Consider the following 15,514-nt stretch of genomic DNA (forward strand, 5'->3'; position numbering starts at 1 on the left):
ACGCAAGGTTTCATATGGATAGTCTTGTCACCACTGAATGGCTGGCCAACGAAATGGGCGCGAGCGATCTCAGGATCGTCGATGCCAGCTGGCACTTGCCCGCGGCAGGCCGGAACGGGCTGGAAGAATACCTTGCGGGTCACATCCCGGGCGCGGTCTTCATGGACCTGGCCGATCTGGTCGATACCGCTTCGCCGATCGATAACACCCTTCCCCCGCCGGAAAAGTTTGCCAGCCGGATGCAATCGCTGGGGCTTGGCGATGGCAGCCGGATCGTGATCTACGATGACAGCGCGGTGAAGACCGCGGCGCGGGCCTGGTTCATGCTCAAGCTGTTCGGGGCGCACGATGTCGCCATCCTTGATGGCGGAATCGCCAAGTGGAAGGCCGAGGGCCGTCCACTCGCCGAAGGGCGCGAAACGCTGCGCCACCGCCATTTCACGGCCTGGCAGGAAGAGGGCAAGGTCCGCACAAAGGAGCAGATGCTGGCCAATGTCGGCAGTCTTGCCGAACAAGTGCTCGATGCCCGCGGTGCGGCGCGCTTTACCGGCGAGGAAGCCGATCCCCGGCCGAACATTGCCGCCGGCCATATCCCCGGCGCGCGGAACCTTCCCTATTCGGCGCTGTTCAATGCCGATGGCACCTACAAGGACACGGCCGGGCTGGGAGAAGCCTTTTCGGCAGCTGGGATTGACCTAGGCCGGCCGGTTGTCACCACCTGCGGCAGCGGTGTTACGGCCTGTGTCCTCTTGTTTGCGATGCACTTGCTGGGCAAGGAAGACGGCAGGCTCTATGACGGAAGCTGGACCGAATGGGGGGCCGATCCGGAAACGCCGAAGGCGACCGGCGCGGCCTGAATAACGAGTACGAACGGACGGGGCTTGGCCAAGAAATCTCCTGACAATATCGCACCGGCCACCCGCCTTGTCGGAGCCGGGCGCAGCGCAGAATGGACCGGGACGCCCAGCCAGCCGGGATCGGTGGTGAGCCCGCCAGTCTGGCGCGCCTCAACGCACCTCTATCCCAATGCAGCAGCGGTCCATGCCGGCAAGCCCAACGAGGACGGCCATTTTTATTACGGACGGCGGGGATCTCCCACCCAATGGGCGCTGGCCGATGCCCTGACCGAACTGGAACCCGGCGCGGCAGGCACCGTGCTCTATCCCTCCGGCGTTGCGGCGATTGCCGGGGCGTTGCTGGCTGTCCTGCGGCCGGGCGATGTTCTGCTGATGACCGACAATGCCTATGAGCCGACCCGCCTCATGGCGCGCGGCCTGCTCAAAGACTTCGGGATCGAGACCCGCTGGTTCGATCCGCTCGATCCGCAAGCCTTCGCGGCGGCCGCCTGCGATCGAACCAAAGCCGTCCTGCTGGAAAGCCCCGGCAGCCTGACGCTGGAGGTACAGGACGTGCCGGCGCTGTCCGCCCTTGCGCACGCGCGCGGGATTGCGGTGGTGCTCGACAATACCTGGGCTGGGCCGCTTGCCTTCCCGGCGCTGGAGCGCGGCGCTGATATCGCGGTGATGAGCCTGACCAAGCATGTCGGTGGCCATTCCGACCTGATGATGGGAAGCGCCGCAGCGGGCGAGAAATTCTACGCCATGCTGCGCAAGACGGCCCAGGCGCTGGGCCAGGTTGTTTCGCCCGACGATGCGTCGCTGGCCCTGCGCGGACTGCGAACGATGAGTCTCCGGCTGGAGCGCGAGACCGCCAGCGTCATGGCCCTGGCGCAGTGGCTCGATGCCCGCCCGGAAGTGGCGCGGGTGCTCTGCCCGATGCTGCCAGGATCGCCGGGCCATCATTTGTGGGCGCGCGATTTCAGCGGCGGCTGCGGGCTGTTCAGCCTGGTGTTCAAGGGCAAGGACGGCAAGGCGCGCGATGCCTTTATTGATGCGCTGACCCTGTTCGGGATCGGCTATTCGTGGGGCGGGTTCGAAAGCCTGGTCACGCCGATTGACCCGGCAGCACTGCGCAGCGCCACGCAATGGCCGCTGCCCGGCATGGACAGTGCCGACCGCTTTGGCGTGCGGCTGTCGATCGGGCTGGAGAGCCCGGCTGACCTGATCGCTGACCTGGAACGCGGCCTTGCCGCCTGGACCGCAGCATGAGCTGGCCCGAGTTCCTCGGTTGGCTTGATACCGTCGGTTTTGATATCGGCGGCTATCACCTTTCGCTGCTCGGCGGGTTCAAGGTCCTCACGGTTGTCATCGGCATCACGGTGATCGGCTGGACGCTGAGCCGGCTGGTCCGCCGCCTGTTCCGCCGCATGACCCGGCTCGATCTGGCACAGCAGGTGCTGGGCGAAAAGCTGGCGAATATTGCGCTGTGGACCGCGCTGGTGCTGTTCGGGGTCGATGTGCTTGGCATCAACCTGACCGCGCTGACGGTCTTTTCCGGCGCATTCGGCCTGGCCATCGGCTTTGGCCTGCAAAAGACGCTCGGCAACCTGATTTCGGGCATCATCCTGCTGATGGACCGTTCGATCGAGCCGGGTGACGTGATCGCCGTCGGCACCGGAGCGGACAAAACCGTGGGCAAGGTCAACCGGATCGGCATCCGCGCCGTCGCCGTAACCACCCGCGATCACATCAAGTACCTGATCCCGAACGAGGTGCTGATGACCTCGGCGGTCGAAAACTGGACCGCCAGCACCAAGGATGAGCGGCTGAAGGTCCCCGTTCGCCTGGCCTATGGCAATGACCTGGAGCTGGCGGAGCGGCTGATGCTGCAGGCGGTCGCGGGGGTTGAGCGCGTCCAGCCCGAGCCCAAACCGGCGGTCTGGCTGGTAAACTTTGCCGAAAAGGCCATCGAATTCGAGATCCAAGTTTCGATCAGCCAACCCGAAATCGGCACCGGCATGATCCGCTCGGCCATTCTGCGCAATGTCTGGCACCTGTTCCGGGATAACGGTGTCGCGCTGCCCGTTCCGCCGGAGCAGATGCAGCCGCAATAGCTATCCTTAGCCCCTGCAAAGGCATTCTGGCTGGCAGCGGCGCGCCCAAGCGCGCAGTTTGGCAGGATGAGCTATCCTTCTTCCCATGCCGGCAAGGTCTGGCTGGTTGGTGCCGGCCCCGGCGATCCTGACCTGCTGACGCTGCGCGCGGCGCGCTTGATCATGCGCGCGCGGTTGATTGTCCACGATGGCCTGGTCGATCCGGCGATCCTTGCCCTGGCCCGGCCTGAGGCCAAGCTGATCTCCGTTGCCAAGCGGCGCTCGCGCCACACCATGCCGCAGGAAGAGATCAACGCCCTGTTGGTGCGCGAAGCGCTGGCCGGCAGCGAAGTCGTCCGGCTCAAGGGCGGCGATCCGTTCATCTTTGGTCGCGGCGGCGAAGAGGCCGAGGCCTGCCATGCCGCCGGGGTGGCCGTGGAGGTCGTACCCGGGATCAGCGCGGCGATCGGCGCGGCCGCTGCTGCGCAAATGCCGCTGACGCATCGCCGCTCGGCTTCGATCGTCAGTTTCGTGGCCGGCCAGTGCAAGGGCCTGTCCGAACAGAACTGGGCCGGCCTGACCGGGCAGGGCCGCACGCTGGTGATCTATATGGGCCTGGCCACGGCCGAGGCGATTGCCGACAAGCTGATCGAGGACGGGCTCGCCCCGGATATGCCGGTGGCCGTGGTGGAAAACGCCACGCGGCCACAGATGCGCGTGCTGCGCGGCCCGCTGGCCGGCCTGCCCGACCTGGTCGCGCGCGAGAAGGTCAAGAGCCCGGCCATCATCATCATCGGCGAAGTGACCGCCGAACCTGAAATCGAACAATTGCGCGCGCTGGCGCTGGAGGCAGCAGAGTGAAGATCCTGACCGGCAATGACCTGAAGACCGGCGCCGTTACCTGGTGGGACGGCGTGCAGTGGTCGCTCCATGTCGAAGACGCAGTCGATGTTGGCGATCATGCCGATACGATCCTGGCCCGCGAACTGGCCGCGCGCCGAGTCAACGCGGCCTATGCGATCGACGCGGCCAAGGATGATGGCGGCGTTCGCCCCGCGCACATCAAGGAACGCATCCGCGCCCTTGGCCCCACCGTGCGCCCCGACCTGACTTTGAAGCCGGCCGATCCTGCCGCTGGCGATTGGGTGATCTGATGTACAAGTATGACACGTATGACCAGGCGATGGTCGATGCCCGCGTCGAGGAATTCCGCGACCAGGTCCGCCGCCGGCTGGAAGGCCACATCACCGAAGACCAGTTCAAGCCGCTGCGGCTGATGAACGGGCTCTACCTTCAGCTGCATGCCTATATGCTGCGGGTCGCCATTCCCTATGGCACGCTGTCGAGCGCGCAGATGCGGATGCTGGGCGATATCGCCGACAAGTATGACCGCGGCTATGGCCACTTCACCACGCGCCAGAACATCCAGTACAACTGGATCAAGTTGGAAGACGCGCCCGATATCTTGGCCGACCTGGCATCGGTTGAGATGCATGCGATCCAGACCAGCGGCAATTGCATCCGCAACACCACGTCGGACCAATACGCCGGCGCCGCGGCGGACGAAGTGGTCGATCCCCGCCCCTATGCCGAACTGATCCGCCAGTGGTCCACCTTCCACCCGGAATTCAGCTTCCTGCCGCGCAAGTTCAAGATGGCGGTGATCGCATCGGACATCGATCGCGCGGCGATGAAGCTGCACGACATTGGCATCCAGATCGTGAAGAACGACGCGGGCGAGATCGGCGCGGCCTTCTATGTCGGGGGTGGCATGGGCCGCACTCCGATGATCGCGCCTTGCATCAATCCCTTCGTGCCGATTGACCAGTTCATCACCTATTCCGAGGCCTGCCTGCGCGTTTACAACCGCCACGGCCGCCGCGACAACAAGTACAAAGCGCGTATCAAGATTCTGGTCCATGAGCTTGGAAAGGAAGAATATACCCGCCAGGTTGAGGCCGAATTTGCCCATCTCCTGAGCCAGAATATCGAGCCGCCGCTGGCCGAACTGGAGCGGATCAAGGCGATGTTCGCCGACCCACCGTTCGATGCCGGCGCACCCGACGAACTGGACCGCAGCGACCCCGATTTCGCGCTGTGGGTGGACAACAACTGCCTGGCGCACAAGCAGCCCGGCTATATCGCCGCGACGATCAGCCTGAAGCCGGTTGGCGGCATTCCGGGTGACGCCACGGGTGAGCAGATCCGCCTGATGGCCGACCTGGCCAAGCAGTATTCGTTTGACGAGCTGCGGGTGACCCATGCCCAGAACATCGTCCTGCCGCATGTGAAGAAGGCCGATCTCTATGCGCTGTGGCAAGTGCTGGAAGCCAATGGGCTGGGCACGGCAAACCTCGACCTGGTTGGCGATATCATCGCCTGCCCGGGGCTGGACTATTGCAGCCTGGCCAATGCCCGTTCGATCCCGGTGGCGCAAAAGATCAGCCAGCGGCTGGCCGGCAAGCAGCAGGAGATTGGTGAGCTGAAGCTGAAGATTTCCGGCTGCATCAACGCCTGCGGCCACCACCACGCCGGCCACATCGGCATCTTGGGCGTGGACCGCAAGGGGGTAGAGAATTACCAGCTCCTGCTCGGCGGCTGCGAGGGCGCAGATACCTCGCTTGGTACGATCACCGGCCCCGGCTTTGACGAGGACGGTATTGTTGAAGCGGTTCAGAAGGCGACCGAAGTTTACCTTGCAAACCGCGCTAATGATGAACGTTTTCTCGACACTTACCGCCGCATTGGCATGGCCCCGTTCAAGGAGGCGATTTATGGCTGAAGTCCAGTTCCGCTTCCGTAATGACGAGCCCGTGGCCGACCCCGGCGTGACTGTCGATGCCTTTGGCGAGCAGACCAACGCCGCCGCGGTCCGGCTTGAGCCCGGTGATGATGCACGGGACCTGATCCCGCACCTGGCCCGGCTGCAACTGATCGAGGTGAACTTCCCGGTGTTCGGCGATGGCCGAGGCTACTCGGCTGCGCGGATCCTGCGCGAAGCCGGCTATGCTGGCGAACTGCGCGCCGTGGGTGATGTGCTGGTGGATCAGCTGGCCTATCTGCGTCGCTGCGGCTTTGATGCCTTTGCGCCGGAAGTGCCGCTTGATCCGGTCGATGCCGAGAACGCCTTGGGCCGCTATGCCGAGGTTTACCAGCCGACCACCGACGGCCGTGCCGCGATCTGGTCAAAGCGGCATGGCTGAACCGGCACGGCGCCTTGACGTGCTCGACACTGGCCCGCGTTTCACCGCGGCCGATGTCGAGACGCTCAATGCGCGCTTTGCCGGTGCCCCCACCCTGGCCATCCTGCGTGCCGTCCTGCGCGAAGGTCTGGCCGGTGATATTGCCGCGGTATCCAGCTTCGGCGCGGAAAGCGCCGTGCTGCTCCACCTGATCGCCACGATCGACCGTTCGGTCCCGGTGCTGTTCCTCGATACGGGCAAGCACTTTCCTGAAACGCTGGCCTATCGTGACGAGATCATGCAGCGGCTGGGCATGACCAACCTGGTCAACCTGGCACCCCAGCCCCAGGCGCTTGCCGCGCGCGACGAAACCGGGCTGCGCTGGTCCTATGATCCGGATGGCTGCTGCGATCTGCGCAAGGTCCAGCCGCTGGCCGCTGCGCTGATGCATTTCGATGCCAGCTTCACCGGCCGCAAGGGCTTCCAGAGCGCAACCCGCGCCGGCTTGCAGACGTTCGAGCTGGATCAGACCGACGCGCAGGGCCGACTCAAGATCAATCCGCTTGTTACCTGGTCAAGCGATCAGATCCGCGCCTATTTCGCGGCAACCGGCCTGCCAGCCCATCCGTTGGTCGCGCAAGGCTATCCCTCGATTGGCTGCTCGCCCTGCACCAGCAAGGTCGCGCCGGGCGAAGACCCGCGTTCGGGCCGCTGGAAGGGGTGGGACAAGACCGAATGCGGCATCCATGTCGATGGCGCTGCCAGCGATCTTCCTCCCGGATACGATCCGGCGTTCTAAATCACAGCCAGTTGCTGGCGCGGTACCATTCGGCGGTGGCTTTCAGCCCGTCGCGCGTGGGGATCAGCGGTTGCCACAGGCCCGCGGGCGGGCGCGAGCCGCGGGTGACGACCCAATCGGGGTGCGACATGTAGCCAACCCGATCGAGCGTGAGCTTGGCCTTGTGTTTGCGCACGAACCGGTCCGCCCGGGCAATCCGTTCAAGCGAGGCGCGGCTGAGGTGGATCACCCAGGGGCGCCGGCCCATGGCCCAGCCGATAGTGCGGGCCAGCTCAAAATGGCTCCAGCCCTGCTTGCGGCCATCATCGGGCTCATAGATCTGATGGGAAACTTCCTCGCTGGCTGGCAACAGCGCCAGCAGCAGCCGGGCCAGATCGTCGACATGAATCAGCGAACTGCGTCCGTCTTTGGGCGGCACGGGCAGCAGGCCCCAGCGGGCAAGGCGGAACATCTCGAAATATTCGGTGTCGCGCGGGCCATAGATGCCGGGCGGGCGGACGATGGTCCAGTCGATCCCGCTAGCGCGGACCAGCTTCTCGGCGCGGGCCTTGCTGGCACCATAGGCCGACAGGTCCGGCTCGCGCGCGGATAGCGAGGACACGTGGACCAGCCGCGGTATGCCAGTGGCGCGGGCGGCCTCGATCACGTTCAAGGTGCCGGCAACATTGCCGCGCTCGAACCCTTCGGCATCCGGGGCATTGACCACCCCGGCGACATGGATGACCGCTTCGGCGCCCTTGCACAGGCGGCGGAGCGCGGCCTGGTCATCAAGGTCACCGCGAACCCATTCCACCCCGTCACGCGCGGGCTGATCGCGGCGGGTCAAGGCGCGCACCGCAATTCCCGCCCTGGCAGCGCAGTCAAGCAGGGCCTGGCCGACAAAGCCGGTTGCCCCGGTAACGGCAATCGTCACAGCACCACCATCTGATCGCGGTGGACGACCGCGGAACGCGGCGCATAGCCCAGCAGGGCAGCGTGTTCGGCCGAATTGCGGCCCATCAGCCGGGCGCATTCAGCGGCATCGTATTCGGCCAGGCCATTGGCGAGCGTTTCGCCCGCATCGTTGCGAATGGCCACCGCATCGCCGCGCTGGAATTCTCCTTCGACCCGGATCACCCCCGCCGCCAGCAGGCTGGAGCCCTTGGCCAGCGCCTGCGCCGCACCGGCATCGATCACCAGCGCACCCTTGAGCCGCAACCGTCCGCCCAGCCAGGCCTTGCGCCCGGCATCCTTGCGACGCGGCACGAACAATGTGCCAATCCCATCCGCTGTCGCGCGGGCGATCGGGGCATCATGCAGGCCGCTGGCAATCGCCAGCGCAATCCCGGCGCGTTCGGCAATTTCGGCCGCCTGAAGCTTTGAAGTCATGCCGCCCGAGCCCATGCCCGATGAGGAACCGCCCGTCGCCATGGCATGAACTTCGGCTGTGACGCCGCGCACTTCCGAAAGCAGACTTGCGCCGGGTTCGGCCGGATTGCGATCAAACAGGCCATCGACATCGGACAGCAGCAGCACGGCATTGGCCTGGGCCGCCTGGGCGACCCGCGCCGCCAGCCGGTCGTTATCGCCAAAGCGGATTTCCTGCGTGGCGACACTGTCATTTTCATTGATCACCGGCACGGCCCCGGCATCGAGCAGCCGGGTCAACGTGGCCGTGGCGTTAAGGTAGCGCCGCCGATCCTCAAGGTCTTCCAGCGTCAGCAGCAATTGCGCCGCCGTCAGGCCGTGCATACCGAGCAGTTCGGCCCAAAGGCTCGACAAGGCGATCTGACCGACCGCTGCCGCCGCCTGGGCATCGGCCAGGCTGCCGCGCCCGCCCTTCTCCAACCGCAAGGTTGCCGCGCCCAGGGCGATCGCGCCGGATGACACCACGATCACTTCCTGTCCGCGCGCCCGGGCCGCGGCAATCTCTTCCACCAATCCGACCAGCCAGGACCGGCGCACGCCGTCCTTGCCGACCAGCAAGGACGAGCCGACCTTTATCACCAGGCGGCGACAAAGCGTGGCATCGGCCAGATCGGACAGGCAGGTAATCTTCATGCCTTGCCGATTAAGGGAATCGGCGCGGGATGCAACGGTTAGAGCGGTGACCAGGGCTTGTCCTCGCCCTCTTCCCGCTCGCCATCCGGGCGTTCGGTCACGGTGGCGGCAGGCAGATATTCGACCACTGCATCAAGCAGGGCGTCCATGCCTTTGCCCGTCGCGCCAGAGATCGGATAGATCTTCTTTGCGCCGGCCCCCTTCAGTTCCTTAATGAACATCTTGACCAGCTCGGCATCGACCGTGTCCACCTTGTTCAGGGCAATCAGGCGCGGCTTTTCATCCAGCCCGTTGCCATAGGCGGCCAGTTCGTCCTCGATGATCTCAAGCGCCTCAGCCGGATCGGTCCCGTTGATATCGATCAGATGAACCAACACTCGGCAGCGCTCGATATGGCCGAGGAAGCGGTCACCAATGCCGGCGCCTTCAGCCGCCCCGGCAATCAGCCCGGGAATGTCGGCCAGCACGAATTCACGATCCCGATGACGGACCACGCCAAGCTGCGGCTTCAGCGTGGTGAAGGCATAATCGCCAACCTTGGCCTTGGTGTTGGTGATCTTGTTGATGAAGGTGCTCTTGCCCGCATTGGGCAGGCCGACCAGGCCGACATCGGCCAGCAGCTTCAGCCGCAGCCAGACGTACATTTCCTCACCCATCTCACCCGGCTGATGCTGGCGGGGGGCGCGGTTGGTGCTGGTCTTGTAACTGGCATTGCCGCGCCCACCGAGCCCGCCCTCAAGGAAGGTGACACGCTGGCCGGCCTCGGTCAGGTCCAGCAGCACCGTTTCGCGGTCTTCGTCAGAGATGATCTGCGTGCCGACCGGGACCTTGATGACCAAGTCCTTGCCAGCCGCGCCGTTGCGATCCTTGCCCGATCCATGGACGCCGCGGGGCGCTTTGAAGTGCTGGGCATAGCGGAAATCGATCAGGGTGTTGAGGCCGGCGACGGCTTCAAAGATGATGTCCCCGCCCTTGCCGCCATTGCCGCCATCGGGTCCGCCATATTCGACATACTTCTCACGCCGAAAGCTTACCGCGCCGGGGCCGCCCTGCCCCGAGCGAATGTAGATCTTGGCCTGGTCGAGAAAATGCATGGGAAGGGTTCTAACGGGTTTGGAGGAAAATGTCGCGCGAGGGCTTCGGCAAGCTCAGCCAGAGCGGAGTCTGAGCTTGCCGCACGTTATCGGGTTGGGATTTGGCTCAGGCCGGAGCGAGAATGGCGGGGTTCGAGAACCGGAGCGGAGCGACCTGCTGGTCGTAAGCACCGGAAGCGCAGAACACCGCCGTTCGCAGCCCGGCCGGGGGCAAATCACAGCCCAATAACACTGGTGGAGCCGAGGGGGATCGAACCCCTGACCTCGTCATTGCGAACGACGCGCTCTCCCATCTGAGCTACGGCCCCGTTCCAGTGCGAGCAGGCGGCAAGCCGCCCGTTGCGAGGCGATCCCTTAGCGAATGCCCCACGGCCATGGAAGAGCAAAGTTAGGGCGTAAGCGGGCGGCTCTCTGCCGCCGGAGCTTCGGCAATCGCGAGCGGGCTGGTTACCGGGACCAAGATGTTCGTACCCGGCGTGTACCCCGCCCACTTGGCCTCCCAGGCCGCCAGCTCGGTCTTGTATTGATCGTAACGCCTGTAAAAATCGTCAAACACAATTTCCAGGTTGGGCAGGTTCGTTGCAGCGAAACGGTCGAGCTGGCCCGGCTTGACGAGCTTGGCATCGTTACTGACCGCCAGGGCCGCATCGCAAAAGGCTGATAGCGTCGGCGGCATGGCGAAGCGGTTGTAAACCTCGGTCATGTACTTTTCGCGGGCCTTGATGAACCCTGCCCCATATTTGCCGCGCCATTCGCTATCGACCTTAAGATTGGCCGCGCGCAGCGCCTTTGCATGGGTGCGCAGGAAGGCCCGGTAGTTCACCACGATCTTCGCATGCCGCGGCTCAAGGCAATTGAGCGCCGCCACATTATAGCCCGAACGCAGGTTCCAGGTCATCTGCGCTGACGAAATGTTGCGGTTGACACTAACCCGCAGCCCATCGGCCCCGACCGGCGGCGTGGCGAAATTGGGTGAGGCATTATTGGGCGGGCTTGGCTTCCAGGGCACAAAGACCCAAGTCTGCGCCGGCGGCGGTGGCGGCGGTGGGGGAGCCTTTTTCTTCTTGGCATCGGCTGTGGTGGCGACCAACAGCAATGACAGCGCGCCCGCTACAAGGGCAGTGTTAAAAAGCCCGCTAATCTTCTGCACAGTCCTCTCCCTGAACCACTTCCATGAGCGTGGACAGACTACCCGCTGCGACCTTGCGCGAAGCTGAAGCGGCTTCTTAACTTCAGACTTTTCTAAAGAAAATGCCCGGCGCGCCGAAAAGCGCGCCGGGCACGATCAAAGCCCGATAATGCGGGCCGCGAGGTTACTCGCGGTTACCGAGGAAGCTCAGCAGGAACTGGAACATGTTGATGAAGTCCAGGTAAAGCGTCAGCGCGCCCAGCACCACCGCCTTGCCGGCGAACTCCGTGCCCTGCAGCATGGCGTATTCCTGCTTCAGCCGCTGCGTATCCCAGGCGGTAAGGCCTGCGAAGATCACCACGCCAAGGATCGAAATCGCCAGCTGGAGCGCGGTCGACTGCATGAAGATGTTGATCACCATCGCGATCAGGATGCCGATCAGGCCCATCACCATGAACGAACCCATACCCGACAGGCTCTTCTTGGTGGTGTAGCCATAGAGGCTCAGGCCCGCGAAGGCACCGGCGGTCGCGAAGAAGGTGCTGGCGATCGAACTGGCGGTAAAGACCAGGAAGATCGACGACAGCGACAGACCCATGACCACACAGAAGCCCCAGAACAGCGCTTGCAGCGTGCTGGTAGCCATGCGGTTGGCACCCAGGCTCATCCCGAAGACAAAGCCCAGCGGAGCCAACATGATCACCCACTTCAGCGGGGTAGCCAGGACCTGAGCGGCCAGACCCGAGCTGGCGAACAGCAGCGCGACAATGCCTGAAAGCAGCACGCCCGAGGCCATGTAATTATAGATGGCGAGCATGTGCTTGCGCAGACCCGCGTCATAGGTCGTGCCAGTGCCAAGCACTTCGCCATTGAGGCTGGGGGACGCACCGAAGCCCGTCTTGGTGGGCTGGGGATCGTTCCAATTAGCCATGATGACTTAAACTCCATATTGCAGACAGCCCGATAGCTGCCCGATGCGTGGAATATCGGTAAGATCGGACTCGCTTTCAAGCGAAATCGGAACGTATTAGTCCTGATTAGGAATCTTTTGGCGCAGCGGCAAAAGCGGCCAGCTCTGCCCCGCGGTCCCGCGCCGCGCGCAAGGTTGCGCTCGCCAGCCGTTCAAGCGCCTGATCGGCGTCCAGAACCTTGAGCCCGGCTTCGGTTGTCCCGCCCGGGCTGGCGACCATCCGGGCCAGCTCGGCTGGCGAATGAGCCGATTGCCGGGCCAGCTCGGCTGCGCCCTCCACCATGGCCAGCGCCAGCCGTTCGGCCTGTTCGGGCGTGAAGCCCAAGGCCGCCCCACCCGCCGCCAAGGCATCAATGAACCGGTAGACGAAGGCCGGCCCCGAACCGACCAGGGCCGTTGCCAGATCGAATTGCACCTCATCGATCCATTCCGGCGCACCAAGCGGCGCCAGCAGCATCGAGACTTCGTCCTGCAACGCTTGGTCAACCTCGCGGCCGGCCAGCGCCATCGGCGACTTGCCAAGCGCCGCGGCCAGGTTCGGCATGATCCGCACCCAGCCACGGGCCTGAGGAAGCGCTTTGGCAAGGCCGGCAAGTTCGATCCCGGCCAGCATAGACAGCACCAGCACAGACCGGTCGATGCGCGGCGCGAGTACGGCCGCGACCTCGGCAAAGCCCTGCGGCTTTACCCCCAGCAAGACCCCGTCGAAATTGCCCTGCGGCAGTTCGCGAAGCAAAGTCACTCCTGTTGGCACCTCTGCCAGCAAGGGATCGACAACGGTGAATCGTGCCGGATCTGATCCGGCAGCCAGCCAACCGCGCAGCATGGCCCCGCCCATGTTGCCGCATCCAACGATCAGGATCGAATCAAGCTTGCCCATCGGCAAGCTCTTACGCTTCCCCGGCAGCATCGACCAGCGAAGCAGCCAGCGCCTCAGCCGGGGTCTTGTCACCCCATAGGATGAACTGGAAAGCTGGATAGAACCGGTCGCACTCCTCGATCGCAGCTTCGACCGCGACTTGTGCCTGAGCAAGGCTCAGCAGCCCCTCATCGCCCAGCAACAGGCCATGACGATAGAGCAGCACGCCACCATTCGACCAAATATCGAAGTGGCCAACCCATAGCTGTTCGTTGACAAGGGACAGCAGCTCATAAACCCCGGTGCGCTTGTCATCGGGTATCCGGATATCGGGCAGGCACAGCAGCTGGAGGACATGGTCTTCCCGCCGCCAGATGCCCCGCACCGTATAATTGGCCCAGCTGCCCTTGATCTCTCCCGAGATCTCGTCCTCGCCCACGAACTCGCAGGGCCAGCCGCGCGCTTCGAAAAGCGACGCAAGCATGTCGACTGGAGCCGCATCCTCGTCGCGCTGATAATCGCGGTTGCCCTGTATCATGGACGCTGGATGCGTTGGGAACGGGTGCGGGGACAATGCGCAGCCTATTCGCAACTGCGCAAAACTATACAACCCTGTTCACAAGGTGTGGAAAAGACCTGCTCGCGTTACTTCGTAGCGGGCAACGGGTCGACCACCTGGCCAGCTGGACTGGTCCACACGAAGGCATCGGAAATCCCGGCCTTCTTGAGTTGGGCAAGCAGCCCGGTGGCGGCCTTTTCGTTTGGAAACGGCCCCGTCAGCAGGCGGGTTGCCGCCCCCCAGGCGCTGGTGAAACCCTTGCGCCCCTTGAATAATTCTGGATCCTTGCGGCCAAGTCGGCGGAAATCACCGGTCAGTCCAGCCTTGTCGCGGCTGGCGGCTAGCTGGATCCAGATCCTGCTCGGCTGGCTGGCCGCGGGGCTCTTCGCCGGTTCCTTGGGCTTACCGGTTTTGGGATCGATCTTGGCGTCGACCTTGGCTGCATCGTCGGCCTTGGGCCGGGTAGGTGCAAGGCGCCGCAAATCGACAGCACCGGCGGTTGGCTCAATTTCGCGGCTGGGCGGCGCGAGATCAGCGAAGACATCTGCCAGATTGCGCGGCTTCTTCGGCGCAGGAGCAGGCGCGGGCGCAGGAGCAGGCATTACCGTGACTGTCGGCTTTGATGTCGATGCCGAGGTCGCGGTCGGGGTCGGCGCGGGTTCAGCAACCGCGGCCCCGTCCCTTTGCGCGAGGTTAGGCACGGGCGCCGGCGACGCAGGCTTATCATCGGCGCTGTCCAGCACAGCGAAGCCCGGGCCTGCGGGTGCAGGCGCGCTTGCTGTAGCAAGTACCGGCGCAGGCTCTGTCGAAGCTGGAGCTGAAGCCGGGGCCGGGGCCGGCGCGGGCGCGGGCGCGACAGCAGGTGCTACGCGCGCCGGCTGGGGTTCAGGTGGCGTGGGCCGAACATCGACCCGCCCCGCCGCCCCCTTGGCGGTTTCAGGCAGCACATCCGACGGAATCATGCGACTACGCGCGCGGCTGGAGCGATCACTGCGCGAGGCCGCTGTTGCCGCACTCACAGGCTTTTCGGCCGCGGCAAGCGCTGCCTTTGGCCGGACAAAGGCAGCGATGCGAGGATCGTCTCGCCCAATCTCTGCAGCCCGCGGGAAGTGCCCAAGGTTGGCAGCCGCAGCCTGCTGAGCCCGGGTCAATCGCGGCATATAACGCAAATAGGCAACCATCCCGCCGGCAGCCGCCTCGGGCAAGTTGGCTCGGGTGATTGCCTCAGCCTCGGGAGCGAGACCAAGGATCGCAAAAGCAAGTGCGCGTGTCCGCCAAGCCGCCCTGTCCTGCTTCTGGAGCAACGGACTGAGCGTTACTTCCATGCCCTTTCGGTCACCCGAAATAGCTTGGCTGAGAGCCAGTCGGCGCAGGGTTTCATCATCCGGGCTGGCGGCCAGGGCCTGGCGATAATACCGCTGTGCCAGCTCGTTATCGCCAACCAGGTCATATGCCAGGCCGCGGTCCGACAGCAGCCGTGGCTCGATCGGGCCAATCCGCTCCGCCTCTGCATAAAGCGGAATTGCTGAATAGGGGTCCTCGCCGAGGACCATGGCACCGGCCAGCCCCGCCTTGATGTTGGCATTGGCCGGCTGGAGCTGGTCGGCGCGGCGGAAGAAGCCGATGGCCGCTTCCGCATCGCCAATCGCGGCCGAAGCCTGCCCCGCTTCAACCAGCGCTGCCACGTCGCGCGGGCTCCGGGCCAACTTCCCCAACGCTGAATTGAGTTGCATGCCCGGTCCGCCAGGCAAGGGTTGAACCACAGGCTGGCTGACCGTGTCGATCTCATCATCGTCGGCCTGCGCCGATAGTGGCGCCAGACCGATGGCAAACGAAGTCCCGGCTAAGAGCGCGAAACGGACCAGTCTGGCCGGGATAGTGGCGGACATCGGGACCCTGATGCAAGAGTGACCGCCTGAACCGGCAGCCCACAGCGAATAGTCCAAAATT

16 protein-coding genes and 1 tRNA gene are annotated in these 15,514 nt (G+C 64.4%); 8 read left to right on the plus strand and 9 right to left on the minus strand.

Features of this window, described 5'->3' with window-relative positions; all coding sequences use genetic code 11:
• Positions 1-14: 14 nt before the first annotated feature.
• From sseA to RQP55_RS06730, 8 genes are all read left to right on the plus strand, one after another.
• Positions 15-857 (plus strand): 3-mercaptopyruvate sulfurtransferase, encoded by an 843-nt coding sequence (sseA, locus tag RQP55_RS06695; protein WP_315609414.1) that lies wholly within the window; start codon positions 15-17, stop codon positions 855-857.
• Between the two features lie 24 nt (positions 858-881).
• Positions 882-2,108, plus strand: a complete 1,227-nt coding sequence (gene metC / locus RQP55_RS06700) for a cystathionine beta-lyase (protein ID WP_315609415.1) — start codon at positions 882-884, stop codon at positions 2,106-2,108.
• Positions 2,105-2,953: a mechanosensitive ion channel family protein gene (locus RQP55_RS06705; RefSeq protein ID WP_315609416.1), complete on the plus strand. Its 849-nt coding sequence runs from the start codon at positions 2,105-2,107 to the stop codon at positions 2,951-2,953. The genes metC and RQP55_RS06705 overlap by 4 nt, the downstream gene beginning before the upstream one ends.
• A gap of 66 nt (positions 2,954-3,019) precedes the next feature.
• The gene (gene cobA / locus RQP55_RS06710; protein ID WP_315609417.1) at positions 3,020-3,793 is read left to right on the plus strand and encodes a uroporphyrinogen-III C-methyltransferase; all 774 of its coding nucleotides are present in this window, start codon (positions 3,020-3,022) and stop codon (positions 3,791-3,793) included.
• Entirely contained in the window at positions 3,790-4,086 is a 297-nt protein-coding gene (locus tag RQP55_RS06715) for a DUF2849 domain-containing protein (RefSeq protein WP_315609418.1), read from the plus strand. Before cobA ends, RQP55_RS06715 begins: the two co-directional genes overlap by 4 nt.
• On the plus strand, positions 4,086-5,714 hold the full coding sequence (locus RQP55_RS06720; RefSeq protein ID WP_315609587.1) for a nitrite/sulfite reductase: 1,629 nt from the start codon (positions 4,086-4,088) through the stop codon (positions 5,712-5,714). Before RQP55_RS06715 ends, RQP55_RS06720 begins: the two co-directional genes overlap by 1 nt.
• The gene (locus RQP55_RS06725; protein ID WP_315609419.1) at positions 5,707-6,135 is read left to right on the plus strand and encodes a DUF934 domain-containing protein; all 429 of its coding nucleotides are present in this window, start codon (positions 5,707-5,709) and stop codon (positions 6,133-6,135) included. Before RQP55_RS06720 ends, RQP55_RS06725 begins: the two co-directional genes overlap by 8 nt.
• Complete coding sequence (locus tag RQP55_RS06730; protein ID WP_315609420.1) at positions 6,128-6,913, plus strand: phosphoadenylyl-sulfate reductase; 786 nt, start codon at positions 6,128-6,130, stop codon at positions 6,911-6,913. The genes RQP55_RS06725 and RQP55_RS06730 overlap by 8 nt, the downstream gene beginning before the upstream one ends.
• A gap of 1 nt (position 6,914) precedes the next feature.
• On the opposite strand, the gene RQP55_RS06735 is transcribed toward RQP55_RS06730, so the two are convergent.
• From RQP55_RS06735 to RQP55_RS06775, 9 genes are all read right to left on the minus strand, one after another.
• Positions 6,915-7,826 carry an NAD(P)-dependent oxidoreductase gene (locus tag RQP55_RS06735; protein WP_315609421.1) on the minus strand — a complete coding sequence of 304 codons (912 nt, stop codon included), beginning with the start codon at positions 7,824-7,826 and terminating at the stop codon, positions 6,915-6,917.
• On the minus strand, positions 7,823-8,953 hold the full coding sequence (gene proB, locus RQP55_RS06740) for a glutamate 5-kinase (RefSeq protein WP_315609422.1): 1,131 nt from the start codon (positions 8,951-8,953) through the stop codon (positions 7,823-7,825). The genes RQP55_RS06735 and proB overlap by 4 nt, the downstream gene beginning before the upstream one ends.
• 38 nt (positions 8,954-8,991) lie before the next feature.
• On the minus strand, positions 8,992-10,047 hold the full coding sequence (gene obgE / locus RQP55_RS06745; RefSeq protein ID WP_315609423.1) for a GTPase ObgE: 1,056 nt from the start codon (positions 10,045-10,047) through the stop codon (positions 8,992-8,994).
• 232 nt (positions 10,048-10,279) lie between these two features.
• Positions 10,280-10,355 (minus strand) — tRNA-Ala (locus RQP55_RS06750).
• 80 nt (positions 10,356-10,435) lie between these two features.
• Positions 10,436-11,197 carry a hypothetical protein gene (locus RQP55_RS06755; RefSeq protein ID WP_315609424.1) on the minus strand — a complete coding sequence of 254 codons (762 nt, stop codon included), beginning with the start codon at positions 11,195-11,197 and terminating at the stop codon, positions 10,436-10,438.
• Between the two features lie 163 nt (positions 11,198-11,360).
• Positions 11,361-12,107: a Bax inhibitor-1/YccA family protein gene (locus RQP55_RS06760; protein WP_315609425.1), complete on the minus strand. Its 747-nt coding sequence runs from the start codon at positions 12,105-12,107 to the stop codon at positions 11,361-11,363.
• 106 nt (positions 12,108-12,213) lie between these two features.
• A complete protein-coding gene (gene proC / locus RQP55_RS06765; RefSeq protein WP_315609426.1) occupies positions 12,214-13,026 on the minus strand; it encodes a pyrroline-5-carboxylate reductase in 813 nt (270 codons plus the stop codon).
• A gap of 10 nt (positions 13,027-13,036) precedes the next feature.
• Entirely contained in the window at positions 13,037-13,543 is a 507-nt protein-coding gene (locus tag RQP55_RS06770; protein ID WP_315609427.1) for a YbjN domain-containing protein, read from the minus strand.
• Positions 13,544-13,650: 107 nt separating this feature from the next.
• Positions 13,651-15,453, minus strand: a complete 1,803-nt coding sequence (locus tag RQP55_RS06775) for an SPOR domain-containing protein (protein ID WP_315609428.1) — start codon at positions 15,451-15,453, stop codon at positions 13,651-13,653.
• Positions 15,454-15,514 lie beyond the last annotated feature (61 nt).

It is taken from the genome of Novosphingobium sp. APW14 (genome assembly GCF_032337075.1).
In the GTDB taxonomy this organism is placed as follows: domain Bacteria; phylum Pseudomonadota; class Alphaproteobacteria; order Sphingomonadales; family Sphingomonadaceae; genus Novosphingobium.